General features: G+C 42.4%; 26 protein-coding genes and 2 pseudogenes. 4 read left to right on the top strand and 24 right to left on the bottom strand.

Annotated elements, in window-relative coordinates:
- Window positions 1-4: 4 nt before the first annotated feature.
- From DF216_RS03985 to DF216_RS04045, 13 genes are all read right to left on the bottom strand, one after another.
- Window positions 5-976 (bottom strand): glycosyltransferase family 2 protein, encoded by a 972-nt coding sequence (locus DF216_RS03985; protein WP_129326053.1) that lies wholly within the window; start codon window positions 974-976, stop codon window positions 5-7.
- On the bottom strand, window positions 973-1,809 hold the full coding sequence (locus DF216_RS03990; RefSeq protein WP_125828043.1) for a LicD family protein: 837 nt from the start codon (window positions 1,807-1,809) through the stop codon (window positions 973-975). Before DF216_RS03990 ends, DF216_RS03985 begins: the two co-directional genes overlap by 4 nt.
- 146 nt (window positions 1,810-1,955) lie before the next feature.
- Window positions 1,956-3,230 carry an LCP family protein gene (locus DF216_RS03995; protein WP_125828044.1) on the bottom strand — a complete coding sequence of 425 codons (1,275 nt, stop codon included), beginning with the start codon at window positions 3,228-3,230 and terminating at the stop codon, window positions 1,956-1,958.
- Window positions 3,227-4,075 carry a prephenate dehydratase gene (pheA, locus tag DF216_RS04000; RefSeq protein WP_125828045.1) on the bottom strand — a complete coding sequence of 283 codons (849 nt, stop codon included), beginning with the start codon at window positions 4,073-4,075 and terminating at the stop codon, window positions 3,227-3,229. The genes DF216_RS03995 and pheA overlap by 4 nt, the downstream gene beginning before the upstream one ends.
- On the bottom strand, window positions 4,072-4,548 hold the full coding sequence (locus tag DF216_RS04005) for a shikimate kinase (RefSeq protein WP_125828046.1): 477 nt from the start codon (window positions 4,546-4,548) through the stop codon (window positions 4,072-4,074). Before DF216_RS04005 ends, pheA begins: the two co-directional genes overlap by 4 nt.
- Window positions 4,541-5,824, bottom strand: a complete 1,284-nt coding sequence (gene aroA / locus DF216_RS04010) for a 3-phosphoshikimate 1-carboxyvinyltransferase (RefSeq protein WP_129326054.1) — start codon at window positions 5,822-5,824, stop codon at window positions 4,541-4,543. The genes DF216_RS04005 and aroA overlap by 8 nt, the downstream gene beginning before the upstream one ends.
- A 90-nt stretch (window positions 5,825-5,914) precedes the next feature.
- Window positions 5,915-6,253, bottom strand: coding sequence for a YlbF/YmcA family competence regulator (locus tag DF216_RS04015; protein WP_084972583.1), 339 nt, complete (start codon window positions 6,251-6,253; stop codon window positions 5,915-5,917).
- 10 nt (window positions 6,254-6,263) lie between these two features.
- Window positions 6,264-7,367, bottom strand: coding sequence for a prephenate dehydrogenase (locus DF216_RS04020; protein WP_125828048.1), 1,104 nt, complete (start codon window positions 7,365-7,367; stop codon window positions 6,264-6,266).
- Between the two features lie 9 nt (window positions 7,368-7,376).
- Complete coding sequence (aroC, locus tag DF216_RS04025; protein ID WP_125828049.1) at window positions 7,377-8,543, bottom strand: chorismate synthase; 1,167 nt, start codon at window positions 8,541-8,543, stop codon at window positions 7,377-7,379.
- 9 nt (window positions 8,544-8,552) lie between these two features.
- Window positions 8,553-9,620 carry a 3-dehydroquinate synthase gene (gene aroB / locus DF216_RS04030; protein WP_125453416.1) on the bottom strand — a complete coding sequence of 356 codons (1,068 nt, stop codon included), beginning with the start codon at window positions 9,618-9,620 and terminating at the stop codon, window positions 8,553-8,555.
- An 18-nt stretch (window positions 9,621-9,638) separates the two neighbouring features.
- Window positions 9,639-10,493, bottom strand: a complete 855-nt coding sequence (locus DF216_RS04035; protein WP_125453415.1) for a shikimate dehydrogenase — start codon at window positions 10,491-10,493, stop codon at window positions 9,639-9,641.
- Window positions 10,483-11,160, bottom strand: a complete 678-nt coding sequence (gene aroD, locus DF216_RS04040; protein ID WP_000767776.1) for a type I 3-dehydroquinate dehydratase — start codon at window positions 11,158-11,160, stop codon at window positions 10,483-10,485. Before aroD ends, DF216_RS04035 begins: the two co-directional genes overlap by 11 nt.
- Window positions 11,157-12,320 carry a class I SAM-dependent rRNA methyltransferase gene (locus DF216_RS04045; RefSeq protein ID WP_164978998.1) on the bottom strand — a complete coding sequence of 388 codons (1,164 nt, stop codon included), beginning with the start codon at window positions 12,318-12,320 and terminating at the stop codon, window positions 11,157-11,159. Before DF216_RS04045 ends, aroD begins: the two co-directional genes overlap by 4 nt.
- Before the next feature lie 272 nt (window positions 12,321-12,592).
- Here DF216_RS04045 and DF216_RS04050 point away from each other — a divergent pair, with 272 nt between their 5' ends.
- Window positions 12,593-14,047 (top strand): alpha-amylase, encoded by a 1,455-nt coding sequence (locus DF216_RS04050; protein WP_129326055.1) that lies wholly within the window; start codon window positions 12,593-12,595, stop codon window positions 14,045-14,047.
- A gap of 51 nt (window positions 14,048-14,098) precedes the next feature.
- Here the strand turns inward: DF216_RS04050 and DF216_RS11145 are convergent.
- Together DF216_RS11145 and tnpA are read right to left on the bottom strand one after the other, a co-directional pair.
- A pseudogene (locus DF216_RS11145) lies at window positions 14,099-14,254 on the bottom strand (IS30 family transposase); the annotation flags it as partial.
- A 214-nt stretch (window positions 14,255-14,468) separates the two neighbouring features.
- Window positions 14,469-14,717: pseudogene (gene tnpA, locus DF216_RS04060) on the bottom strand (IS200/IS605 family transposase); the annotation flags it as partial.
- A gap of 163 nt (window positions 14,718-14,880) precedes the next feature.
- Here tnpA and rlmB point away from each other — a divergent pair.
- Entirely contained in the window at window positions 14,881-15,609 is a 729-nt protein-coding gene (rlmB, locus tag DF216_RS04065; RefSeq protein ID WP_084972590.1) for a 23S rRNA (guanosine(2251)-2'-O)-methyltransferase RlmB, read from the top strand.
- Between the two features lie 38 nt (window positions 15,610-15,647).
- Here the strand turns inward: rlmB and trxB are convergent, their stop codons facing one another.
- From trxB to DF216_RS04100, 7 genes are all read right to left on the bottom strand, one after another.
- Window positions 15,648-16,559: a thioredoxin-disulfide reductase gene (trxB, locus tag DF216_RS04070; protein WP_129326056.1), complete on the bottom strand. Its 912-nt coding sequence runs from the start codon at window positions 16,557-16,559 to the stop codon at window positions 15,648-15,650.
- A gap of 65 nt (window positions 16,560-16,624) precedes the next feature.
- A complete protein-coding gene (locus tag DF216_RS04075; RefSeq protein ID WP_129326057.1) occupies window positions 16,625-16,849 on the bottom strand; it encodes a DUF4059 family protein in 225 nt (74 codons plus the stop codon).
- A gap of 77 nt (window positions 16,850-16,926) precedes the next feature.
- Window positions 16,927-17,670: an amino acid ABC transporter ATP-binding protein gene (locus DF216_RS04080; protein ID WP_129326058.1), complete on the bottom strand. Its 744-nt coding sequence runs from the start codon at window positions 17,668-17,670 to the stop codon at window positions 16,927-16,929.
- Window positions 17,670-18,470, bottom strand: coding sequence for an amino acid ABC transporter permease (locus tag DF216_RS04085; RefSeq protein WP_125395389.1), 801 nt, complete (start codon window positions 18,468-18,470; stop codon window positions 17,670-17,672). The genes DF216_RS04080 and DF216_RS04085 overlap by 1 nt, the downstream gene beginning before the upstream one ends.
- A gap of 156 nt (window positions 18,471-18,626) precedes the next feature.
- Window positions 18,627-18,983, bottom strand: a complete 357-nt coding sequence (locus tag DF216_RS04090; RefSeq protein WP_129326059.1) for an arsenate reductase family protein — start codon at window positions 18,981-18,983, stop codon at window positions 18,627-18,629.
- 12 nt (window positions 18,984-18,995) lie between these two features.
- Entirely contained in the window at window positions 18,996-19,511 is a 516-nt protein-coding gene (locus DF216_RS04095) for a methylated-DNA--[protein]-cysteine S-methyltransferase (RefSeq protein WP_129326060.1), read from the bottom strand.
- Window positions 19,508-20,002, bottom strand: coding sequence for a GNAT family N-acetyltransferase (locus DF216_RS04100; RefSeq protein WP_125828058.1), 495 nt, complete (start codon window positions 20,000-20,002; stop codon window positions 19,508-19,510). The genes DF216_RS04095 and DF216_RS04100 overlap by 4 nt, the downstream gene beginning before the upstream one ends.
- 134 nt (window positions 20,003-20,136) lie before the next feature.
- Between DF216_RS04100 and DF216_RS04105 the strand changes: the two genes are divergently transcribed.
- Together DF216_RS04105 and trhA are read left to right on the top strand one after the other, a co-directional pair.
- The gene (locus DF216_RS04105; protein WP_001084369.1) at window positions 20,137-20,583 is read left to right on the top strand and encodes a DUF1836 domain-containing protein; all 447 of its coding nucleotides are present in this window, start codon (window positions 20,137-20,139) and stop codon (window positions 20,581-20,583) included.
- Entirely contained in the window at window positions 20,580-21,227 is a 648-nt protein-coding gene (gene trhA / locus DF216_RS04110; RefSeq protein WP_129326061.1) for a PAQR family membrane homeostasis protein TrhA, read from the top strand. The genes DF216_RS04105 and trhA overlap by 4 nt, the downstream gene beginning before the upstream one ends.
- A gap of 19 nt (window positions 21,228-21,246) precedes the next feature.
- On the opposite strand, the gene pdxT is transcribed toward trhA, so the two are convergent.
- Window positions 21,247-21,828, bottom strand: a complete 582-nt coding sequence (pdxT, locus tag DF216_RS04115; RefSeq protein WP_129326062.1) for a pyridoxal 5'-phosphate synthase glutaminase subunit PdxT — start codon at window positions 21,826-21,828, stop codon at window positions 21,247-21,249.
- Window positions 21,829-22,704 (bottom strand): pyridoxal 5'-phosphate synthase lyase subunit PdxS, encoded by an 876-nt coding sequence (gene pdxS / locus DF216_RS04120; protein ID WP_129326063.1) that lies wholly within the window; start codon window positions 22,702-22,704, stop codon window positions 21,829-21,831.
- Window positions 22,705-22,845: the final 141 nt, after the last annotated feature.

Raw genomic sequence — 22,845 nt, forward strand, 5'->3', positions numbered from 1 at the left:
AATATTAGTTTCTTAACCCAACAATTTTCTTATACATCCATGGAGAAAATACAAGTGATAGAACTGCTATCTTGCGAAATGTAGTGAAATAAGCATCCTTCCAAATTTCGTGTCGATGCTGAACAATCCAAGACCTCAACTCAGCTTTCTCCTTTTGATACTGTTCAGATGAAGTAAAGATAATTTTATCGTAAACTGTGATATATGACCAACGTTCTCTATTTTTTAATTCAGGTTTTAAATCAGGAAAGGCTTGTGATACTTTAGCGATTATGTGCTTATAAACTTCTATCGTGTCAAATACATGCTGATTAACAGATGTTGTCGCACTTCCCTCACGATGATCATAATAATAAATTGGTTTGTCAATAAATACGCTACTGCATCTTGTCTTTAGTAGCAATTCAGTTAAGAACAAGGCATCTTCAGCTAGGTGATAATCTGTATTAAACTTTTCATCCGCTAACAGATCTCTCTTAAACAGTTTTGCGACAGGAAAAAATGACGTCCTAGTGGTCATCAGTAATTCCTTCATGGTTTCTTCTGTTGACCAGATTTCTTTTCTTCCAGAATGAGGAGGTAAATCTGTCACAATTCCATTTTTAATATGGTGCAGAGGAGCGATTGTAAATCCTACGGTCTCCTCATCATCAACTGCACCAATCAAGGTTTCCAGATAGTCTTTCGTAACGAAATCATCGCTATCAATAAAGGTGATCCAAGCACCCGTCGCTAGCTGAATTCCTGTATTTCTCGCATTTGAAACTCCAGCATTTTCGATATGATAAACCTTGATATTCTCATACTGAGATGCTAAGTAATCACAGATCTTTCCGCTGAAGTCGGTAGAACCATCATTGATTAGGATTAACTCAAAATAGGCATACGTCTGTTGAAGAATCGACTCCACACATCGCTCCAGATAGGCTTCTACATTGTAGACCGGAACGATAACGCTTATTTTTTCTCCCATCATGCTCCGTATTCTCCCTTGTACTCTGTGTAACTCTTGTCCATGTCTGCTATGATGGCATCATGATGCGGTACTTGCTTATCCGCTGGTGGTGGCGTCATATAATCCCCAAAAGCAGTGCTGAGATAGGCATCATAGCCGACTGGGATGGGCATCTCAGTATCTTCAAATGGCAAGAAGAGATTGTCTTCAAAGGATGCGATTGGGTACTTGTTTCGCATGTAGCCAGGACCTGAGCATAATTCCGTAATGCCATCGCTCTCAGCTAGACTGTACTTGGTCATTTCTTTCTCAGCTTTTTTCCAAATGCGATAACGTAGACCTTTGGGAGTCAAACCGAGTAAAATGCGACTCCCCCATTTCATGATAGCACCATGCTTTTCTGGAATAGTTTGGGCGCAAAAGAGTGAATAAATCAAGGCCCAGCGGACTTGTTTCTTACGTTCAGCTGGATTTTTCGGATAATAATCTAAAGGTAAAATATCCAAGGCTAAACCGTGTGGCAAATCCAAATCCTGCTGATAAGGCTTGATACAGGTCGTTTCCTTATCTCGAATGGTAATAAAAAGGTTCCGATCGACAAAATCCTTCTTGCTTTTTGAAAGAAAATAACGCTCATCTGCATAACGAGGCCATAATTCTGCCAACTTTTCATAGTCCTTGCGAGGCATAAAAAAATCTAAGTCATCATCCCAAGGAATGAAACCCTTATTACGAAGGGCACCGATAGCTCCTCCACCACAGAGATAGCACAACAAATCATGTTCTTTACAAAATGCGACGAAATATTCAGCCATTTCCAGACTACGAGCCTGAATCGCTTTCAAATCACTCATGTCTCTCCTCTTCTGTCCAATAACGAGTTATATCGTTTTATTATACCATAAAAAAGCCTTAAAAATCCATCAGATACCGTAAAAATCAAAGCTTCATCTACTCTTTTTATTAGTGAATAAAGCTTTGATTTTTATTTATATACATCTTATCTCATTCCCATTTGGGCGAGTTTAGTCCGGTATTTGTTTTGGTCGACAAGTAGACCTTGTCCTCCGTAGACATCATAAGCGTCTACCCAATCGCCAAGTTCTGGCACCGTCAACCTTTCAATACCATTCTGTGCGCCTTCGATAACTGACAAACCATTGGTCAATAAGAAGCTATACGGTAGATTGGTTGAAGTCATTCCAAAGACCTTTCCAAGCGCCTCTGAACCTGTAAAGAGTTTGGTCGGGTCTTTGATTTGCTCAAGAACAGCTGACATGACCTGCTGTTGACGTTTGGTACGGCCATAGTCTCCTTCATCATCATCACGGAAGCGGGCGTAGTTAAGCAAGGTTGAGCCATTCATTTGTTGCTTGCCAGCACGAATCGTTTGAGTTGGCGACTCTGTTTCTGTTGCATGAAGATCATCTCCAACTGCAACTTCTGTCAGAGACTGACCATTCAATGTTGAGAATTGAGCATCGATGGCCACCCCATCAGGAAATAGAGTATCAATAGCAGTTGCAAAGGCCTGAAAATCCACTAGAGCATAATACTTAATGTTCAAATCAAAGTTATCTTTTAAAACCTTGCGAACCATTTCTGCTCCTTTTTGTCCCTCCTGCTCCCCAAGTTCATAGGCTACGTTGAGTTTGTTATCCCTCTGCTTCTTTCCATTCACAATCTGGCTGTAGCCATCAATATAGACTAGGTTGTCACGCATGAAGCTGACTAGCTTGATCTTCTTATCTGATCCGCTAACGTTTAGTACCATGATCGTGTCAGTACGGGTCTCTGCACTATTTTGACCGATACGGCCATCTGTTCCCATGACTAGGATGTTCACACCATCTTTGGTATCCTGACCATTAAAGACCTCTACTTGAGCTGCCTTGGCGTCAGCTGGCTTATTGCTAGTAGTTGCCGACTGGAAACCTCTAAGGAACATAATAATCATGCCCGCAGCCACACAGGTTATCAACAGTAAAAGCCAAATTAGAACTCGTTTAAAAAATCTTCTTGGTTTCTTCTTTTTTACTTCTGGAAGAGAGGAAAATTTCTGATGTCTATTCGAGCGACTTTGATTGGAATATTGTGGAATTCCAATGTCCTTCCCTAGATTTTTTTCCCTTTCATTAGAGGGTAATTCGCCGTCCATTTTTCTTTTCAGATAGTCAAATTCTCTCTTTTCTCTGTCATTTAGGTAATGAATATTCTTAAAAAGGTAGTCATAACGTAACTGCTCATGATGACTTAAAGGGCTTTCTTTGCTCATAGGCTCTCCTTTCCTAAATCTCTAATGGTGAAAATAGGGTAGGTTCCCAATATCTTGTACTGGATCCCAATTGTTTCGAGTTCTTGTCTGGCAAAATGAACCAGCTCTTTGGCACCATAATCCACATCAATAATGAAAAAATATTCTCCCAAGGCTGTTTTCAAAGGACGGCTTTCTATCTTGGTTAAGTCAATACCTCGCCAAGCAAAGGTTGAAAGAGCCTTGTAGAGGGCACCAGGAAGGTTGTCTGGTAAGGTTAGGGCTAGACTCATTTTTTCATTTTGTGATTGCAGAGGGATAGTGGGAATCTCGGACCCTAAAACCCAAAAACGAGTGAAATTGGCTTCCATTTCTTGGATATTTTCTGCTATCAACTCCAAACCATATTCTTCAGCCGAACTTTTAGGAGCAATGGCTGCATAAGGCTGGTCTGGGTGTTCAGCAATAAAGCAGGCTGCATAGGCTGTACTTGCCGTCACTTCAAGCTGGGCTTCTGGATAATACTCCTCTATGAATTTCTTTCCTTGAGCCAGAGCTTGAGGGTGGGAAAAGATTTTCTCAATTTTTAACTGACCAGGAACTGTCATCAGTTGCTGATGAATGGGTTGTACTATTTCTGCAACAGCCTGAATGTCCGTCTGATGAAAAAGATAGTCCAAGCTTTCATGCACACTTCCCTCAATGGAGTTTTCAACTGGCACCACCGAATAGTCCACCAAGCCTTGTTCATAGGCCTTGATAACATCTGTAATATTGGCAAAGGCTTGTAATTCCTCATTAGGAAAAGCAGTTTGCACAACGTGGTGCGAAAAAGATCCCTTAGGACCTAGATAAGCAATTTTCATCTCAGCTCCTCTATAATTTCCTCTGGACTTAGCTTGGTCACATCTAGAACACGACTGGCTACTTCCTCGTACCAAGCCTGTCTTTCTTGAAAAATCCCTCGCAACTCTTCCTTACTGTTGTTGAGAAAAAGTGGACGCTGATTGTCCTTATCTGCTGCGACACGTTGATAGAGAGTGTCAAAATCTGCTTTCAGATAGATGTTATCAGGATTTTGTTTGAGCAAGTCACGATTTCTCTGATAAACGACTACTCCTCCACCAGTTGACACAACTCGGTCTGTTTTTAGTAAGTCCGCTAAAACTTCTGACTCCACCTGACGAAAGGCCGCTTCTCCTTTTTCAGCGAAAAAATTTGCAATGGACATGCCTAAGCGTTCCTCGATCAAGGCATCCATATCTAGGTAGTCTGGATCTAAGCCTCTTGCGATAGTCGATTTGCCAGCTCCCATAAATCCGAGTAATACCTTAACCATGAATCAAGGTCTCCAAATCATCAAAGAAGCTTGGATAGCTGGTATTGATGGCTTCGGCACGGTCAAGTTCCACCTCTCCATCTGCAACCAAGAGGGCAGCAATAGCAGTCATCATTCCAATACGATGGTCACCAAACGTATTGACTCTAGCACCATGAAAAGATGATTTCCCCTTGATAATCATCCCATCTGCTGTAGGTGTGATATCCGCACCCATGCCATTTAAGGCGTCAGCCACCACCTGAATACGGTCGGTTTCCTTGACCTTGAGTTCCTCAGCATCCTTAATAACTGTGACACCTTGTGCTTGGGTCGCTAAAAGGGCAATAATGGGCAATTCATCAATCAAACGTGGAATCAAGGCTCCCCTAATTTCTGTTCCTTTCAAGTCAGAAGACTCGACAGCTAGGGTTGCAGATTTTGCGACTGGATCGATTTCAGTTATTTCTAGTTTTCCACCCATGGCGCGAATGACATCAATGATACCCGTACGCGTTTCGTTAATGCCCACATTCTTCAGCACCACACGAGAATTTGGAACAATCAATCCAGCGACTAACCAAAAGGCCGCACTGGAAATATCTCCTGGAACGATAACCTTTTGTCCAGTCAGTTTTTGCGGTCCTTGGACTGTGATTTTCTTTCCGTCCACACTTAAATGACCACCAAATTGCTGTAGCATATCTTCTGTATGGTTACGAGTGCATTCTTTCTCGATAATAACTGACTGACCCTGAGCCTGCAAGGCAGCAAATATCAAGGCAGACTTGACTTGAGCAGAGGCGATTGGTAACTCATAGTGAATGGGTGTTAGGTTTTTAGTACCTTTCAAGTGAAGAGGGGGCAGGTCTCGCTCTGTTTGACCAGAAATGCTGACTCCCATTTTTTTCAGTGGAAGGGTCACACGGTCCATAGGACGTTTGGATAGACTGTCATCTCCAAACATCTCTACTTCAAAATCTGCCCCAGCAAGGACACCTGAAATCAGACGAATCGAGGTTCCAGAATTCCCCATATCCAAAGCATTTTTCGGGGCCTTTAAGCCATCCATCCCAACACCTTGAATGGTAATAACTCCGTCTTTGTCCTCAATCTCAACACCAAGAACACGAAAAACTTGGATAGTCGAGAGCACGTCCTCACCACGCAGAATATCATACACCTTGGTCTCACCCTCAGCCAAACTTCCAAAGATAATCGAACGATGGCTGATAGACTTGTCACCTGGAACCCGGATACTGCCATGTAAGTGGCGAATGTTTGTTTTTAGCTTCATAGTTGACCTCATACTTGCAATACTTTTTCTTATTTTATCACAAAAAAGCCAGAAATTCCTGAAATTTCTGGCTTTTATACAGATAAAATACTATTTCAACAATTCTGAAACAGGTTCAAAGACAATTTTTTCAATGTCCGAAAGGTAAATCGATAATTGTTGCTGTTTGGCAAAGAAATCTGACAAAAGAGTGTTCTCTTGGATCTGCTTGCTGAAGGACTGCATCTTTTCTTGGAAAGAGGCATCTGGCATTTGTCCAGTTTGCGCCATGACTTGGATTTCTTGCTGGAAGGCGAGGTAGTCTGCAAAAATCTTGCTAGCTTGTTCATCAGCTTGGATAGCATCTTTGGCTGACTTAACCGCCTTGTATTCTGGCAATTCGCGTAACCCGCGACTGAGTTCATTTGCACTATCGTAAATATTTGACATGATTTTCTCCTTATTTGATGACAACTGTGTAGTCCGTATTTTCTGAAATTAAGCGCTCAGCTCGTTCCAGATCCTGAGCATTTTTAAAGGAAATTTGTAGAATCCCGTGAACATCCTCACGGTTTTCTTCGTTGATGTGGATATTGACCAAGGAAGTTCCTCGTAGCAATTCCAAAATCCTCAAGATAACATCTTCTTCATCGGGAACATCAACATAGAGGTCATAAGAGCTATCCACTCCTCCACGTTTATGGATTTCCATAGCCTGACGTTGCTCACGCGCTTGGTTGAAAAAGTTCCAAATCTGCTCTTCTTCCCCCTTGCTAATAGCCTGACCAATCTCATCTAAGCGTTCCTTAAAATCCTCAATCCGCTCTAGGATAGTCTCACGATTGGATAAGAGAATAGAAGCCCACATACCTGGTTCACTCTCTGCAATACGGGTCATATCTCGAAAACCACCCGCCGCAAAGCGCCTTGCCATCTCATGTTCTTGAGCATAGACAGCTGTTTGCTCCATGAGACCTGACGCCAAGATATGGGGAAAATGGCTAACCTGTGAAGTTACTCGATCGTGCTCCTTGGGATCAATCTCGATAAAACGAGCATGAAGACCAGACAGTAGGTCCTTCATTTCTGAAAGAGTTTCTGGAGTGGTCAAACTCGATGGAGTAAAGATATAGTAGGCATTTTCAAAGAGATTGACATCAGCAGAGGCAGCTCCTGTCTTGTGGCTACCAGCCATAGGATGGGCCCCGACAAAACGAACAGACTTACCAGCCAAATACTTCTCCGCTGCATCCACTATGTCTGACTTGGTCGAGCCAGCATCCGAGATAATGACGCCTTCTTTCAAGTTCAAACCTGCCAACTCCTGAATAAAAGCAATGGTCTGCTTGATTGGCAAGGTCAAGATGATGATATCTGCCAGAGGAGCAAAACTGGCAAAATCATCCGTCGCACGGTCAATCATACCTTCTTCCAAGGCAATATCTCTAGAAGCCTGACTGCGATTATAACCTAGAATTTCATAATCAGGATGATCACGCTTGATACCTAGGGCCATAGAGGCTCCAATCAATCCAAGACCTGCTATATAGACTGTTTTTGCCATAGGAACTCCTTAATAGTTCTTTGTATAGTCACGGTGTTTGGCTACCGCTTCTTTTAATTCCTCTAGGTTGTCTGATGAGAATTTCTCAAGGATTTCTTGTGCTAGAACCGTTGCTACAACGGCTTCCATGACAACACCTGCTGCTGGAAGAGCGGTCGGATCACTTCTCTCCACAGTTGCCTTATAAGGTTCGTGAGTCTCGATATCTACACTCATCAGAGGTTTATAAAGGGTGGGGATGGGTTTCATGACACCACGGACAACAATTGGTTGCCCATTGGTCATGCCTCCTTCGAAACCACCTAGATTATTGGTACGACGAGTGTAGCCGTCTTCTTTAGACCAAAGAATTTCATCCATGACTTGGCTACCTTTTCGGTAACCAGCCTCAAACCCAAGACCAAACTCCACCCCTTTAAAGGCATTGATAGAAACAACAGCTTGGGCCAGTCTAGCATCCAATTTTCGGTCCCATTGGACATAGGATCCGAGTCCAACTGGAACGCCTCCGACCACTGTCTCAACAACTCCACCGATGGTATCACCGTCACGCTTGATTTGGTCAATATAATCCTTGATTTCCTGTTCTCGTTCTTGGTTGACAATAGAAACTTCTGACTGGGCAGCTCTTTCCTTAATCTCAGCGACCGTCAGATTTTCAGGGACATCGATTTCCTTGCCACCAAAGACCACGACATGGTTGGCAATTTCCATATCCAGCTCTGCCAAGAGGCGTTTAGCTACTGCCCCAACTGCCACTCGCATAGTTGTTTCACGAGCAGATGAGCGCTCCAAGGAATTTCGCAAATCATCAAAACGGTACTTGATACCCCCAACCAAATCGGCATGACCTGGCCGAGGATGAGTGATTTTCCGTTTGCTTTTAAGGCGGTCTTCAATGTCCTCAGCAGACATGATATCCAACCATTTTTGATGGTCCTTATTGACGACATCCATAGTAATGGGAGCCCCAGTCGTCTTCCCATGGCGAACACCCGAAGTAAAGACAACCTGATCACTCTCAATCTTCATACGGCCACCACGACCGTAACCACCCTGACGGCGTTTCAGATCCTCATTGATGTCCTCTGCTGTCAAAGGAAGTCCAGCAGGAATTCCTTCAATGATAGCTGTCAGACGGGGTCCGTGTGATTCTCCTGCAGTTAAATATCTCATAGGCTCTCCTTATTTTACCAAGTAGTCTTTCATCTCTTCTAAGGAAACAGGGTGAATGGTCGCTGAACCAAGATCTGGCACCAAGACCAATTTCAAGGTGTTTCCACGCGCTTTCTTATCATGAGTCAAAGCTTGATAAAGTTTGTCAACATCCCAGTTTTCATAGTCAATAGGAAGTCCAAATTTCTGACACATTTCAGTGATGGACTGAGTCATTCCTTCTGGCATAAGACCTTTTTCCTCAGCAACCTTGGAAATCTGCACCATTCCCATGGCTACAGCTTCTCCATGCATGACTTTTCCATAACCTGCCGTTGCTTCTATGGCATGACCAATAGTGTGGCCAAAATTGAGGTAAAGGCGGACACCATTGTCCAATTCATCCTCAACTACCATCTTGCGCTTCACCTGACAAGAATGTTCGATCAAAGTTTCTGCATGTTCCAGAATGCTCTCCACAGAACCATCCAACTCTGTCAGTAGAGCCCATAATGCTGGATCCTCAATCAAGCCATACTTGATAACCTCACCCATCCCTTCTATCAACTCCCTTTTCCCGAGTGTTTCAAGGACAAGCGGATCAATCAGAACCCCGTCAGGTTGGGCAAAAGTTCCCACCATATTCTTAGCAAAAGGGGTGTTGACACCTGTCTTTCCACCGATAGAAGAATCAACCTGGGCTGTCAAACTAGTCGGAATCTGAACAAAGTGAATGCCCCGCATATAGGTAGAGGCAACAAAGCCAGCAAGGTCCCCAACGACACCACCACCAAGAGCTACAATTCCATCGCTACGAGTCAGACCTTGCTTGACTAGAAATTCATAGACTTTCTGAACTGTAGTTAAATTCTTTCGTTCTTCACCTTCTAAAAAGTCAAAAACAGCTACCTGAAAACCAGCATCTTCTAGGCTGAGCTTGACCTTCTCCGCGTAGAGTGAGGCCACATGGTTGTCTGTTACGATAACCACTTTTTGCGGTTGCCAGAGTTCTCGCAACCATTGACCTGCTTGCGATAGACAACCTTTTTCAATCTGAATATCATAAGGATGATGTGGAATATCGATTCTGATTTTCATAGTAGGGTCTCCTTTTCATTATTGATATTTTTCTGTTAAGGACTGCCAAATCTCTTCCGTCGGCATTTCTTTACCTGTCCACAGTTGAAAAGCTTCAGCAGCTTGATAGAGCAACATTCCCAGACCATTGACAGCTGGATTGCCCTGACTTTTAGCCCATTTCAAAAATGGTGTTTCAAATGGTTGGTAAATGATATCTGCCACCAAGAGAGTTTCTGGCAAATTGATGCTTTCTGGAACTGGAGACGACTGGCCATCCATCCCCACACTGGTCGCATTGACGAGTAGATCCGACTTGGCAATCTTTTCTTGCAGTTCAGAAATATCCTCTAAAGCATACAAGTCCACTTTAAAGCCTGTCTGCTCCTGTAACTTGGTCAGGTAAGGTCTTGTTTTTTCCATGGAAACTGAACGAACAAAGACTGAAATCTGACTGACGCCATCTAAAATAGCCTGTGCCAAAATGGACTTGGCCGCACCACCTGCTCCCAGAATAGTCATTTTCTTATCTGAAATTGTAAAAGAAGGCAAGCTCTTAAAGAATCCCTTGCCATCTGTATTATATCCAATTAACGTTCCGTCTTGATTAACAACTGTATTAACTGCCCCAATCAAACGAACCTCATCACTCAACTCATCCAGATAAGGAATCACTTGCTCCTTGTACGGCATGGAGAGATTAATCCCAAACATCTGGTAACGGCGAATATTAGTGACTGTTTCTGCCAGATCACTCGCTTCAATTTCCCAAGCCACATAAACACCATTGGTAGCTGTCGCCTCAAAGGCACTATTGTGGATGAAGGGTGAGATAGAGTGTTTAATGGGATTTGCAACGACAGCCGCCATACGTGTGTAGCCATCAAGCTTCATCCAAGATCTCCCTGATTTTTTTCATGTTTGATAGAGAAATCTGACCTGGAGCACTCGCTTCATCAAGACTCGCAAATGACCAACTTGAACCCGTCACATCTGAAGTGATACGAGATACCTTGCCCATTTTCCCCATGGAAATGGTCACGTACTCTTGCTCAGGGTTGAGTGTTTTAAATCCTCGTGTGTAGTTCATCAAGTCTAAAACATCTTGCTCCGTATGGGCCATGACAGATACCTTAACCACTTTTGGAGAGAGACTGGTCAACTCAGACAGGATCTCCATCATGTTTTCAGGTGTTTCCTGGAAATTATGGTAACTCAATACAAGATTTGGAAAATCCAACATCTCCTCAAAAACGTCCTTGTAGCTGAAATACTCAAAATCAACGTAATCTGGTTGATAGAGCTGGGTAACTTCCTTGATGATTTGAACATACTCTTCGGAAGACAGCTCAATTTCTCCTCCCTCTGCGCGAGTCCGAAGAGTAAAGACAAGTTCACGTCCTGCGAATTTCTCAAAGATAGCGGGTGCTACCTGTAAAATAGCGTCCTTGGCAAGAAAGTCCGCACGCCACTCAATGATATCGGCATCTTCATACCGTGTGGCATCCAGCTCTTGCGCTTCTTCTAAACTTCTTGGCATCACTGAAACGATTAATTTCATCTACTAACCTTCATACTAATCACCTTGAGGTAATTACTGCTTTCATCTTTTTTATTATAGGCAAAGTCTTCTGGAAGTCCATATTGGTTCAAGACTTGATACCTTCTTCCTGCAAAACCTTTATCAATTTGTTCTGTAAATTTCTGACGGGAAACATTGGCAGCATTCGTACTAGCAATGATAATGCCTCCCGGATTTAAAATCTCTAGACTTTGGGAAATCAACTTGTGATAGTCCTTAGCTACAGAAAATGTTTGTTTTTTATTGCGAGCAAAGCTCGGCGGATCCAGGACAATCACATCGTAGGTCAAACCTTTTCGCTTGGCATACTTGAAGTACTCAAAGACATCCATAACGATAAAACGATGGTTGTCTGTGCTGAGTCCATTTGCCAGAAAATGAGCTTCTGACAGCTCTCTCGATCGTTTGGCCAAGTCGACAGAAGTCGTCTCACTCGCGCCTCCCATAGCTGCAGCAACTGAAAAGGCAGCTGTATAGGAAAACATATTGAGCAAGGATTTGCCCATGGCTAAACCGTCTACCAAACTACCACGAACCTCGTGCTGATCCAAAAAAATACCTGTCATCAAGCCATCATTCATAAAGACCTGATAGAGTACGCCATTCTCAAGAACAGTAAAGTAGTCTGGCGCTTTCTCACCATAGACATGAGCAGACTCGTAATCTAGACCTTTAAAACGAATCTTCTCATAAGCCCCCAAGACCTCAGGAAAGACTTCCTTAAAAGCCTTTATAATCAACTTACGAATCTGATAAACATAAGAGTTGTACCAAGAAAAAACCACATAATATCCGTAGAGATCAATAGTCAGACCCCCAAAATCATCCCCCTCTTGGTTAAAAAGGCGAAAGGCAGTTGTCAAGTCATCCTGATAATAAGACTTTCTAGCCTCCTTAGCCTTACGAAACAGAGCCTCAAAAAAGGCTTGATCGAAAGAAACTTTTTCCTTGCTGATGAACCAGCCAATGCCCTTGTTCTGCTGAGAAAGATAGGCAGTCCCTAAAAACTTCCCGTCTTGACTAAGAACTTCTACTGCCTGATCCGTCAGATCAATATCTGTTAAATCGCTTGCTTCCAAAAGAACTAGACCCTTAGCTAGCTTTTTTTCAACACGTCTGCTGACTCTAATTCTATTCATAGCTACTATTATAGCAAATTTTGTGACAATTCTCAAAAAAGAAACCGTTTAACCATCTATACTTTAGTTTACTAAGTGTCACTTTTGTTAAAAAGTTTAGTCATATTATTCTTTATCCTAAAAACCCTTTTCCCAGCAATAGAGAGAGGGGGAGCAATCTCTAAAAATAGACAATTCTAGAAAGGGGGATAGAAAAAATTGCGCAAACGTTTGCGTAGTTCTGGACTTTATGGTAGAATATAACACATCATTGATAAGTAAGAGGAAAAACTATGCAAAATCAGACACTTATGCAATACTTTGAATGGTATCTGCCCCACGACGGACAACACTGGACGCGATTGGCAGATGACGCTGAACACCTAGCAAATCTTGGTATCAGTCATGTCTGGATGCCACCTGCCTTCAAGGCGACCAATGAAAAAGATGTGGGCTATGGCGTTTATGATCTTTTTGATCTAGGAGAATTTAATCAAAAAGGGACTGTCCGTACCAAGTATGGTTTCAAAGAAGACTATCTTCAAGCCATTCAAGCCCTAAAGGCACAGGGAATCCAACCTATGGCCGATGTGGTTCTCAATCACAAGGCCGCTGCCGATCACATGGAAGCCTTTCAGGTCATCGAAGTCGATCCTGAGGACCGTACAGTTCAACTAAGTGAACCCTTTACTATCAACGGATGGACCCACTTCACTTTTGATGGACGTCAGAAAACCTATAATGACTTTGAATGGCACTGGTACCACTTTACTGGTACTGACTACGATGCCAAACGCCGTAAGTCTGGCATTTACCTGATCCAAGGAGATAATAAAGGTTGGGCAAATGAGGAATTAGTCGACAACGAAAACGGCAACTACGACTATCTCATGTACGCTGACCTGGACTTTAAGCACCCTGAAGTCATCCAAAATATCTATGACTGGGCTGACTGGTTCATTGAAACGACTGGTGTGGCAGGTTTCCGCTTGGATGCCGTTAAGCATATCGATTCCTTCTTTATGGGCAATTTCATCCGTGATATGAAGGAGAAATACGGTGAGGATTTCTATGTTTTCGGGGAATTTTGGAATCCAGACAAGGAAGCCAACCTAGACTATCTCGAGAAAACGGAAGAACGCTTTGACCTTGTCGATGTTCGTCTCCACCAAAACCTCTTTGAAGCCAGCCAAGCTGGTGCAAGCTACGACCTTCGTACTATCTTTACTGATAGCTTGGCTGAACTCAAGCCTGATAAGGCTGTCACTTTCGTTGATAACCATGATACTCAAAGAGGACAGGCACTCGAATCAACCGTCGAAGAATGGTTTAAACCAGCAGCCTATGCGCTCATTTTATTACGCCAAGATGGTCTTCCATGTGTATTTTACGGAGACTACTATGGTATTTCAGGAAAATACGCCCAAGAAGATTTCAAAGAAATCCTTGACCGACTCCTCGCCATCCGCAAAGACCGAGCCTATGGAGAGCAAACAGACTACTTTGACAATGCTAACTGTATCGGATGGGTTCGTTCAGGTGCTGAAAATCAATCCCCAATCGCAGTTCTCATCTCAAATGACCAAGAAAACAGCAAATCCATGTTTGTCGGCCAAGAATGGGCTAACCAAACATTTGTAGATTTACTTGGAAACCACCAAGGTCAAGTTACAATTGATGAGGAAGGTTATGGACAATTCCCTGTCTCAGCTGCTTCGGTAAGTGTCTGGGCAGCCAATACTATCTAAAAAACTAAGCCAAGTCCACTAGGATTTGGTTTTTTAAAATATCTTGAATTATCAAATTAAGTACACATTTTCTTCATAGAAAACTTCATAAGGTGTTTTCCAGTTAAGATATTTTCGTGACCTATTATTAAGTTTGTTCTCCCACAGCTAAATGGTTTGTTCATCAACCAATGTTATATCACTTCCTTTTGGAAAATATTCTCTTAGATGTCGCTTCCATTCCCGACTAATGCTGAAAGGGTGACGATGGAGCAGCTTAGCATTTAGGCCTTGTATATGGTAAATGAGAATACTTTCACGCTCATCTATGGTAAAATGATGGGAGCTCATAAGATTTCCTTTAGTAACTAGTTCGTTCAATTCTATTTTATTAGAAAATCTTATGAATTTTTATTGTGCACTGAATATTGTATATTCAAACTTTTAAATAACCCATGGAACTAGAAACACTTATCCTTGGTGGAATACTTACTAACATATGTACATGGTCTGGCATTAAGTGACCCTCTATAATTTCAACACCTTTATAATTACACAAGCAATGAAATATTTCGCCTAAACTACTCCGATATTGATTATAGATGACTTTTCGTCTATACTTAGGGGTGAACACAATGTGATACTTACAATGCCACTTTGTGTGTGATAAACTATGAGCCTTTTGTACCATGGTTTTCTCCTTTCACTTTACAATTGGTTTGAACACCTTTATTGTATGGCGTTTGGAGTTTTTTTTGGTATAACCTTCGACGCGCACCTACATAGCGAGTGGTTGATTTGTCTAACTTTTGGGGTACTGTTCACAAGACGGGGTTTTGTGTTATAATAGTGACATGAAAACAAATGATATTGTCTATGGCGTCCATGCCGTTACTGAAGCCCTGCTTGCAAACACCGGAAACAAACTCTACCTCCAAGAAGATTTAAGGGGGAAGAATGTTGAGAAAGTCAAGGAACTGGCTGCTGAGAAAAAGGTGTCCATCTCTTGGACCTCAAAAAAATCCCTCTCTGAAATGACCGAAGGCGCTGTCCATCAAGGATTTGTCCTTCGAGTTTCCGAATTTGCCTATAGCGAGCTCGATCAAATCCTTGCCAAAACGCGGCAAGAAGAAAATCCTTTGCTATTGATTCTGGATGGGTTAACTGATCCTCACAACTTAGGTTCTATCTTGAGAACTGCGGATGCGACCAATGTTTCAGGTGTCATCATTCCCAAGCACCGTGCTGTCGGAGTTACTCCTGTCGTTGCCAAAACGGCCACAGGTGCCATTGAGCACGTACCGATTGCCCGAGTAACCAATCTTAGTCAAACCTTAGATAAACTCAAGGATGAAGGTTTCTGGACCTTTGGAACGGATATGAACGGTACTCCTTGCCACAAGTGGAATACAAAAGGGAAAATCGCTCTCATCATCGGAAATGAAGGAAAAGGCATCTCTAGCAACATCAAAAAACAGGTTGATGAGATGATTACCATTCCCATGAATGGACATGTCCAAAGTCTCAATGCCAGTGTGGCTGCAGCCATTCTCATGTACGAAGTTTTCCGAAACAGACTATAAAAAGTTTCCAATCAACCTGATTGGAAACTTTTTTATGATTAACTATGTTCGGTAATAAACTTGTAGGCTTCTTGCCCAGCGATAGCCCCATCACCAACTGCTGTTGTCACTTGGCGAAGGTCTTTCTGACGAACATCCCCAACCGCAAAGATACCATCAACTGTAGTCTTCATGTGATTATCTGTTACAATCCAGCCTGACTGATCTTGAATATTCAAATCCTTAACAAAATCACTAACAGGGTCTAGTCCAACATAGATAAAGACACCTCCAAAGGCTTGCTCTGTCACTTGACCAGTTTTCACATTTTCAAATACAACTGACTCTACTCGGTTTTCACCTTTAATTTCCTTGACTACAGAGTCCCAGATAAAGTTGACTTTCTCATTTGCAAAGGCACGGTCTTGCAAAACTTTTTGAGCACGAAGTTCATCTCGACGGTGAACAATAGTAACAGTCTTTGCAAAGCGAGTCAAGAAGAGAGCTTCTTCTACCGCAGAATCTCCTCCACCAACTACGAGCAAGTCTTGGTCACGGAAGAAAGCACCATCACATACGGCACAGTAAGAAACGCCTCGGCTATTTAGTTCTTCTTCTCCAGGAACACCCAAAAGACGGTGTTTAGACCCAGTTGCCACGATGACAGTACGGGTTTCATAAACTTGGTCATCAGTGATGACCTTCTTATAGTCGGCATGATTTTCAATCTTTTCAACAAATCCATAAAGGTGCTCTACTCCAAGATTTTCAAGAGGTTCAAACATCTTCTCTGCCAATTCAGGTCCACTGATATTGGCATATCCAGGATAGTTCTCAATATCAGATGTGTTGTTCATTTGCCCACCTGGCAGACCACCTTCAATCAAAGCCACTTTCAGATTGCTTCGAGCAGCATATAAGGCAGCTGTCATTCCCGCAGGTCCAGCACCGATAATAATCGTATCGTACATTTTGATTCCTTCTTTCTTGTTGTAACTATCTTTATTCTAACTTATTCTTGCTAGTCACGCAAGGATTATGCCTTGAAAACCAAGAGCAAACTCATAACGGCAAAGGATAATACTGGAATCACCAAAACCCCAATCATGATCATATCATAGAGATGAGCTTGACGGGCCTTGGCCGTCTTGTCCACACCAGACATGGCTCTCAATCCAATCCAAATCCCCAGAAAAATCACGACAAGAATGGTTGTTAAGATCAAACTCTCGAAATACAAAGAAAATAGTTGCAGCAGCATGATCTCTCTCGTTTCTATCTTTTTTAAAGAGTAAACCCAGCTAGTCCAACTAACTGAGTTTTCCTTTTTCTATTATATCAAATATAAGTCCGTTTGTAACTAGCGAAGAATTCTTTTGTCCGTTCTTCTTTCGGATGATTGATGATTTCATCCGGTGTGCCTGACTCGATAATTTTCCCCTTATCTAGGAACAAAACCTTATCTGCCACTTGGGCTACAAAAGACATATCGTGACTAACCAAGATCATGGTCTGACCAGACTTGGCGGCGTCTGCAATAGACTTTTCCACTTCTCCGACCAATTCTGGATCAAGAGCTGATGTTGGTTCGTCCAAGAGCAAGACGTCTGGTTTCATAGCGAGGGCACGCGCTAGGGCAACCCGTTGCTTCTGCCCACCTGACAAATGGCGAGGGTAATGTTGCTCCCGGTCAGAAAGACCGACCTTAGCCAACTCTTCCTTAGCGATTTTGGTTGCTTCCTCGTCCGATAGTTTCTTAACAACAACCAAACCTTCCTTAACATTGTCAAGGGCTGTTCGGCGTTCAAACAAATTAAACTGTTGGAAAACCATAGACAACTTGCGACGAAGGGTTAGGATCTCTTCTTGGCTAATCTGAGAAAAATCAACTTTGAAATTGTCAATCTGAATCGTTCCACTATCTGGTGTTTCAAGATAGTTGAGGCTACGCAAGAAAGTTGATTTTCCAGCTCCAGATGATCCAATCAAGGCCACTACTTCTCCCTTTTGGATATCCAAGTCCAGATGATCCAAGACAGTCTGTCCTGAGAAGGATTTGCTTAAATTCGAAATCTTAATCATTAGCGAAGGTCTCCTTTCACATCTGTAGTTACTCTATCTGGCGCTGAAATAGCCATTTTTCTCTCAATGAAACGACCGAGGCTCTCGATTCCGATATTGACTACCCAGTAAACAAGGGCAACAGAGATGAAGCGCTCAAAGTAACGATAATCTGCTCCACCTAAAATCTGAGCTTGGGCAAAGACTTCCACAACACCCGCACTAAAGGCTAGTGAAGTTCCCTTGGTCAAACCGATAAGGGAGTTAATCAAGGTCGGTGTTGCTACCACCGCTGCATTTGGAATAATCACACGACGATAAACTTGCGCTCGTGTCATACCAAGACTGCGTGCTGCCTCAATCTCACCTGGATTGACAGAAAGGATGGCTGCACGAATGGTTTCACTGGCATAAGCCGCCTCATTAAAGGCAAAGGCCACAATCGCAAAAAGTGCCGCTGGAATCGCATTGATATTCAAACCAGTTCCCCATTGTTGGTTGATAGCTTTCAGTGCCAAAGGAATTCCGTAGTAGGTCAACATGAGTTGAACTAGGATTGGGGTACCTTTTAAAAAGCTGACAAAAAAAGCCTGCAAGGGATACAATATCTTAACACGATTGATCTTAACAATGGCAAAAATCAAAGCCAGGACCAAACCAAAAATCGCACCTCCAAGAGTCAACATCAAGGTTGTAGGCAGTTGTTGGACAATCCTTGGAATCCCATCAAAAACCGAACGCAAGCTAAAAAGCTTACCGTCTGGAATCAGCTGCATCAAACTTTGGTACCAATCTGATGCTAAAAATGTTGTAACAGTCATAAAAACATCCTCTCCTGATAATGATTCATTCTATCATACTTCTGCTCGCAAGCAAATTATTTGCTACGGGCTAATCATACTTTGTCTATCTTCTAGTTTATCACACTTTAAAACAGGGATGCTATATATTTTACCTATCAAGGAGATAGATAAAAACTATCTCAAACCTAAGTCCTCATAGCTTTTTCTATAGCCGATTTGTATAACAGCACCATTCTCCACCAAAATTGGACGTTTTAACAACATGCCATCACTAGCCAGAAGCTTAGCTGCTTCTTGTTTTGACAAGCTTCCCACCTTATCTTTCAAGCCCAGTTCACGGTATCTAATCCCGCTGGTATTGAAAAATTGTTTCACTTCAAAACCAGAAGTTTCCAACCAATTCAAAATCACTTCTTCACTTGGTGTTTCTTCTACAATATGGACGTCTTGGTAGTCAAGTCCGAGTTGGTCTAGTTCATTTTTTGCTTTCTTACAAGTTGAACACTTTGGGTATTCGATAAATTCTAACATCTTCTTTTCTTTCTATTCTTTATTTTCTTGAAATGCTACACCTTCATGTTGCAAGAGCCAGGCTTTCTTTTCGACTCCCGAAGCATAGCCTGTCAGACGATTGCCTGACCCTAGCACACGGTGACAAGGAACGAGGATGGACCAAGGATTACGTCCCACGGCTCCACCAATCGCTTGGGCAGAGGGCACCTGCAAGTCTTGAGCAATTTGACCGTAAGTCACTGTTTGCCCATAAGGAATGCTCTGTAAGTAGGTCCACACTCGCTTTTCAAAATCCGTCCCAATGGAAGCCAAGGGCAAGAGAGATAAGTCTTGATCCTCCCCATCGAAATAAGCATCTAAATAGGAAATAACTTTGTCGAGGACAGGATGTTCCTTAACGATTTCTATCCCATCTGTATCGATACCTCTCTCAAAATGCTTCTGGTCCTGCACCCAAATTCCATACAGATATTGCTCGTCAGCAACCAAGGACAAGGTTCCAATTGGCGACGAGTAGAGCATTTTTACGTACTTTTTTTGCTTCATTTTTTTAATTTCTGATAGGCCAAGCGTTCCCCATCAACTGGAACTTTTCCGACCTGACTAAATCCAAGTTTTTCAAAGATATGCTGCATGACCTTGTTTTCTGCATGCGTATCTGAACGAAAATCTAGGTAATCAAATCCTTCAATCAAGCCCTCTAGGAAAGTCTGAGCAACTCCCTTCCCTTGGACATCTGTTGCTACAGCGATACGGTGAAAGACCAGATATTCTGACTCTCTCCCTTGCCAATTCCCTTCATAAATGGCTTCATAGGCTTCCTCTGGGCTCTTGGTCACAGCAGCATAGGCTAGCAGTTCTCCCTCTTCCAAGGCCACATAGGCTTGACCAGAGATGATATCATCAATAATGATGTCGGCATTTGGATAGCCATTTTGCCACTGGTCACTACCAGACTTGGCTAAACACTTTTTGGCATCCTCCATCACCTGCATGATTGCATCTACTTCGTTTGGAAAAGCTAAGCGAATCTCCATCTTTTCCCCTCATTTCTAACTAGTTTCTCTCATCATAGCATAATTTAGGGCTTTCTACAAGCAGTTGGAACTTGACTTTTGTTTTTTATTATTTTATAATCTAGTTATAAAAACTAGATAAAAAGGAGTTGGAAATGAATTCTATCTTTTCCTACCCAAAATGGGAAGACATTCCAAACATTGACCTCTATCTGGATCAGGTTTTGCTTTATGTCAATCAAGTCTGCGCCCCCATTTCTCCAGATAAAGAAAAGGGCCTGACCGCATCCATGGTCAATAACTATGTCAAACATGGTTACTTGACAAAGCCTGACAAGAAGAAATACCAACGCAAACAGATTGCCCGTTTGATTGCTATCACTACTCTCAAATCTGTCTTTTCGATCCAAGAAATCGCTCAGACACTTAATACTCTACAAACTCAAGCGAGCTCAGATCAGCTCTACGATGCTTTTGTGGATTACATGAACCAAGGAATCGATCCAGAAAATCCAATTATCCAAACCAGCTGCCAAACGGTCAAACTCTATCATCAAACTCTAGACTTAATCCTTAGCAAAGAAGAGGAGGAAATCCAATGAATACCAGCTTAAAACTCAGTAAAAAACTCAGTTTTGGAGAAGAAATTGCCAATAGCGTAACCCATGCTGTGGGTGCCGTTATCATGCTCATCCTACTCCCCATTTCATCAACCTATAGTTACGAAGCACATGGGTTTTTATCATCTTTTGGTGTTTCTATCTTTGTTATCAGTCTATTTCTCATGTTTCTCTCGTCAACCATTTACCACTCCATGGCCTATGGTTCGACCCACAAATACGTCTTACGAATCATCGACCATTCTATGATTTATGTGGCTATCGCAGGCTCTTATACGCCAGTCGTATTGACTTTGATGAATAACTGGTTTGGCTATCTGATTATTGCCATTCAGTGGGGAACAACCATTTTCGGCATCCTCTATAAAATCTTTGCTAAAAAGGTCAATGAGAAATTCAGCCTTGCCCTTTACCTGATTATGGGCTGGTTGGTTCTGGCTATCATTCCTGCCATTATCAGTCAAACAACACCTATCTTTTGGAGTCTCATGGTAACTGGCGGACTCTGTTATACAATTGGAGCTGGATTCTATGCCAAGAAAAAACCTTATTTCCACATGATTTGGCATCTCTTTATCCTAGCCGCATCTGCACTCCAATATATTGCTATTGTTTATTACATGTAAAAAAGTTGAGAAAAGATTCTCAACTTTTTTCTTTACACATATTGATAAAATACTGGTGCAAGCGAACATCATCTGTCAATTCTGGATGAAAAGAGGTCACCAACATATTTTTTTCTTGGGCTGCAACGATTTGGTCATCTACGGTTGCTAGTATTTCCGCATCTTCTCCAAGACTACTGATAATCGGTCCGCGAATAAAGATCATCGGAATCTTGCCAACTCCCTTACATTCTGCCTCTGTATAAAAACTTCCTAGTTGGCGTCCGTAGGCATTACGCTCAACCACTATATCCATGGTCGCTAGATGACTTTCTTCCTGAGAAGTGATTTCCTTAGCCAGCAAAATCAAGCCCGCACAAGTACCAAAAACTGGAAGGCCAGATAAAATAGCTTCTCGGATGGGAAGCAACATCTGCTGATCACGCAAGAGTTTGCCCATGGTTGTGGATTCCCCACCAGGCATTATCAAACCAGACAAGTCACTCTGATGCTGTTGAAAATCATCTAAATTTCTGATTTCGACACTTGTGACACCTAATTTATCTAGCACTTTTTCATGCTCTTCAAAGGCACCTTGCAAGGCTAATATTCCGATTTTCATCTATTTTCCTCGCTCAGCCATGAGAATTTGGATTTCATTCTCATTGATACCAACCATGGCTTCCCCTAAGTCTTCAGAGATTTGAGCCAAAATTTGAGGATTTTGGTAGTTGGTTACGGCTTTGACAATGGCACTTGCCCGTTTAACAGGGTCGCCTGACTTGAAAATACCTGATCCAACAAAAACACCTTCTGCTCCCAGTTGCATCATTAAGGCCGCATCTGCTGGCGTTGCAACACCTCCAGCTGCAAAATTTACAACTGGCAATTTTCCATGTTCATGGACGTACTGAACTAATTCAATAGGGACTTGCAAGTCCTTAGCAGCAACATAAAGTTCGTCCTCACGGAGATTTTGAATGCGGCGAATTTCCTGATTCATCATGCGCATATGACGAACGGCTTGGACAATATCTCCTGTCCCTGGTTCTCCTTTGGTACGAATCATAGAAGCACCTTCAACGATACGACGCAAAGCTTCTCCCAAGTCCTTAGCCCCACATACAAAAGGTACTTGAAATTCTTTCTTGTCCACATGGAAACGGTCGTCAGCTGGAGAAAGCACTTCACTTTCATCGATATAGTCGATCTCAATGGCCTCTAAAATCTGAGCTTCTACAAAATGCCCGATTCTAACCTTGGCCATCACTGGAATGCTCACCGCTTCTTGGATTTCCTTAATCATCTTTGGGTCACTCATACGGGAAACACCGCCAGCTGCACGAATATCAGCTGGAATCCGCTCTAAGGCCATAACAGCAGCCGCGCCAGCAGCCTCTGCGATACGAGCCTGTTCAGGGTTCTGAACGTCCATGATAACCCCACCCTTGAGCATCTGCGCCAAGTTTTTATTTAGTTCATAACGATTTTCAGTCATTTCTTTATCCTCTTCACTTGTATTGGTAGCTACCATTCCATTTTAAGCCAGAAAAGAATGAACCTCAAGATAAAAAAATCATAATTGTATGGGTACAAAATGATTAAAAAACTATCTGACCTTAACTTAAGGCCAGATAGC

The sequence above is a fragment of the Streptococcus oralis genome, from assembly GCF_004127215.1.
In the GTDB taxonomy this organism is placed as follows: domain Bacteria; phylum Bacillota; class Bacilli; order Lactobacillales; family Streptococcaceae; genus Streptococcus; species Streptococcus oralis_BD.

Excerpts from the sequence above, each read along its gene's own strand:
- DF216_RS03985 (WP_129326053.1), bottom strand. The coding sequence starts at position 976 with ATGATGGGAGAAAAAATAAGCGTTATCGTTCCGGTCTACAATGTAGAA.
- DF216_RS03990 (WP_125828043.1), bottom strand. The coding sequence starts at position 1,809 with ATGAGTGATTTGAAAGCGATTCAGGCTCGTAGTCTGGAAATGGCTGAA.
- DF216_RS03995 (WP_125828044.1), bottom strand. The coding sequence starts at position 3,230 with ATGAGCAAAGAAAGCCCTTTAAGTCATCATGAGCAGTTACGTTATGAC.
- pheA (WP_125828045.1), bottom strand. The coding sequence starts at position 4,075 with ATGAAAATTGCTTATCTAGGTCCTAAGGGATCTTTTTCGCACCACGTT.
- DF216_RS04005 (WP_125828046.1), bottom strand. The coding sequence starts at position 4,548 with ATGGTTAAGGTATTACTCGGATTTATGGGAGCTGGCAAATCGACTATC.
- aroA (WP_129326054.1), bottom strand. The coding sequence starts at position 5,824 with ATGAAGCTAAAAACAAACATTCGCCACTTACATGGCAGTATCCGGGTT.
- DF216_RS04015 (WP_084972583.1), bottom strand. The coding sequence starts at position 6,253 with ATGTCAAATATTTACGATAGTGCAAATGAACTCAGTCGCGGGTTACGC.
- DF216_RS04020 (WP_125828048.1), bottom strand. The coding sequence starts at position 7,367 with ATGGCAAAAACAGTCTATATAGCAGGTCTTGGATTGATTGGAGCCTCT.
- aroC (WP_125828049.1), bottom strand. The coding sequence starts at position 8,543 with ATGAGATATTTAACTGCAGGAGAATCACACGGACCCCGTCTGACAGCT.
- aroB (WP_125453416.1), bottom strand. The coding sequence starts at position 9,620 with ATGAAAATCAGAATCGATATTCCACATCATCCTTATGATATTCAGATT.
- DF216_RS04035 (WP_125453415.1), bottom strand. The coding sequence starts at position 10,493 with ATGAAGCTTGATGGCTACACACGTATGGCGGCTGTCGTTGCAAATCCC.
- aroD (WP_000767776.1), bottom strand. The coding sequence starts at position 11,160 with ATGAAATTAATCGTTTCAGTGATGCCAAGAAGTTTAGAAGAAGCGCAA.
- DF216_RS04045 (WP_164978998.1), bottom strand. The coding sequence starts at position 12,320 with ATGAATAGAATTAGAGTCAGCAGACGTGTTGAAAAAAAGCTAGCTAAG.
- DF216_RS04050 (WP_129326055.1), top strand. The coding sequence starts at position 12,593 with ATGCAAAATCAGACACTTATGCAATACTTTGAATGGTATCTGCCCCAC.
- rlmB (WP_084972590.1), top strand. The coding sequence starts at position 14,881 with ATGAAAACAAATGATATTGTCTATGGCGTCCATGCCGTTACTGAAGCC.
- trxB (WP_129326056.1), bottom strand. The coding sequence starts at position 16,559 with ATGTACGATACGATTATTATCGGTGCTGGACCTGCGGGAATGACAGCT.
- DF216_RS04075 (WP_129326057.1), bottom strand. The coding sequence starts at position 16,849 with ATGCTGCTGCAACTATTTTCTTTGTATTTCGAGAGTTTGATCTTAACA.
- DF216_RS04080 (WP_129326058.1), bottom strand. The coding sequence starts at position 17,670 with ATGATTAAGATTTCGAATTTAAGCAAATCCTTCTCAGGACAGACTGTC.
- DF216_RS04085 (WP_125395389.1), bottom strand. The coding sequence starts at position 18,470 with ATGACTGTTACAACATTTTTAGCATCAGATTGGTACCAAAGTTTGATG.
- DF216_RS04090 (WP_129326059.1), bottom strand. The coding sequence starts at position 18,983 with ATGTTAGAATTTATCGAATACCCAAAGTGTTCAACTTGTAAGAAAGCA.
- DF216_RS04095 (WP_129326060.1), bottom strand. The coding sequence starts at position 19,511 with ATGAAGCAAAAAAAGTACGTAAAAATGCTCTACTCGTCGCCAATTGGA.
- DF216_RS04100 (WP_125828058.1), bottom strand. The coding sequence starts at position 20,002 with ATGGAGATTCGCTTAGCTTTTCCAAACGAAGTAGATGCAATCATGCAG.
- DF216_RS04105 (WP_001084369.1), top strand. The coding sequence starts at position 20,137 with ATGAATTCTATCTTTTCCTACCCAAAATGGGAAGACATTCCAAACATT.
- trhA (WP_129326061.1), top strand. The coding sequence starts at position 20,580 with ATGAATACCAGCTTAAAACTCAGTAAAAAACTCAGTTTTGGAGAAGAA.
- pdxT (WP_129326062.1), bottom strand. The coding sequence starts at position 21,828 with ATGAAAATCGGAATATTAGCCTTGCAAGGTGCCTTTGAAGAGCATGAA.
- pdxS (WP_129326063.1), bottom strand. The coding sequence starts at position 22,704 with ATGACTGAAAATCGTTATGAACTAAATAAAAACTTGGCGCAGATGCTC.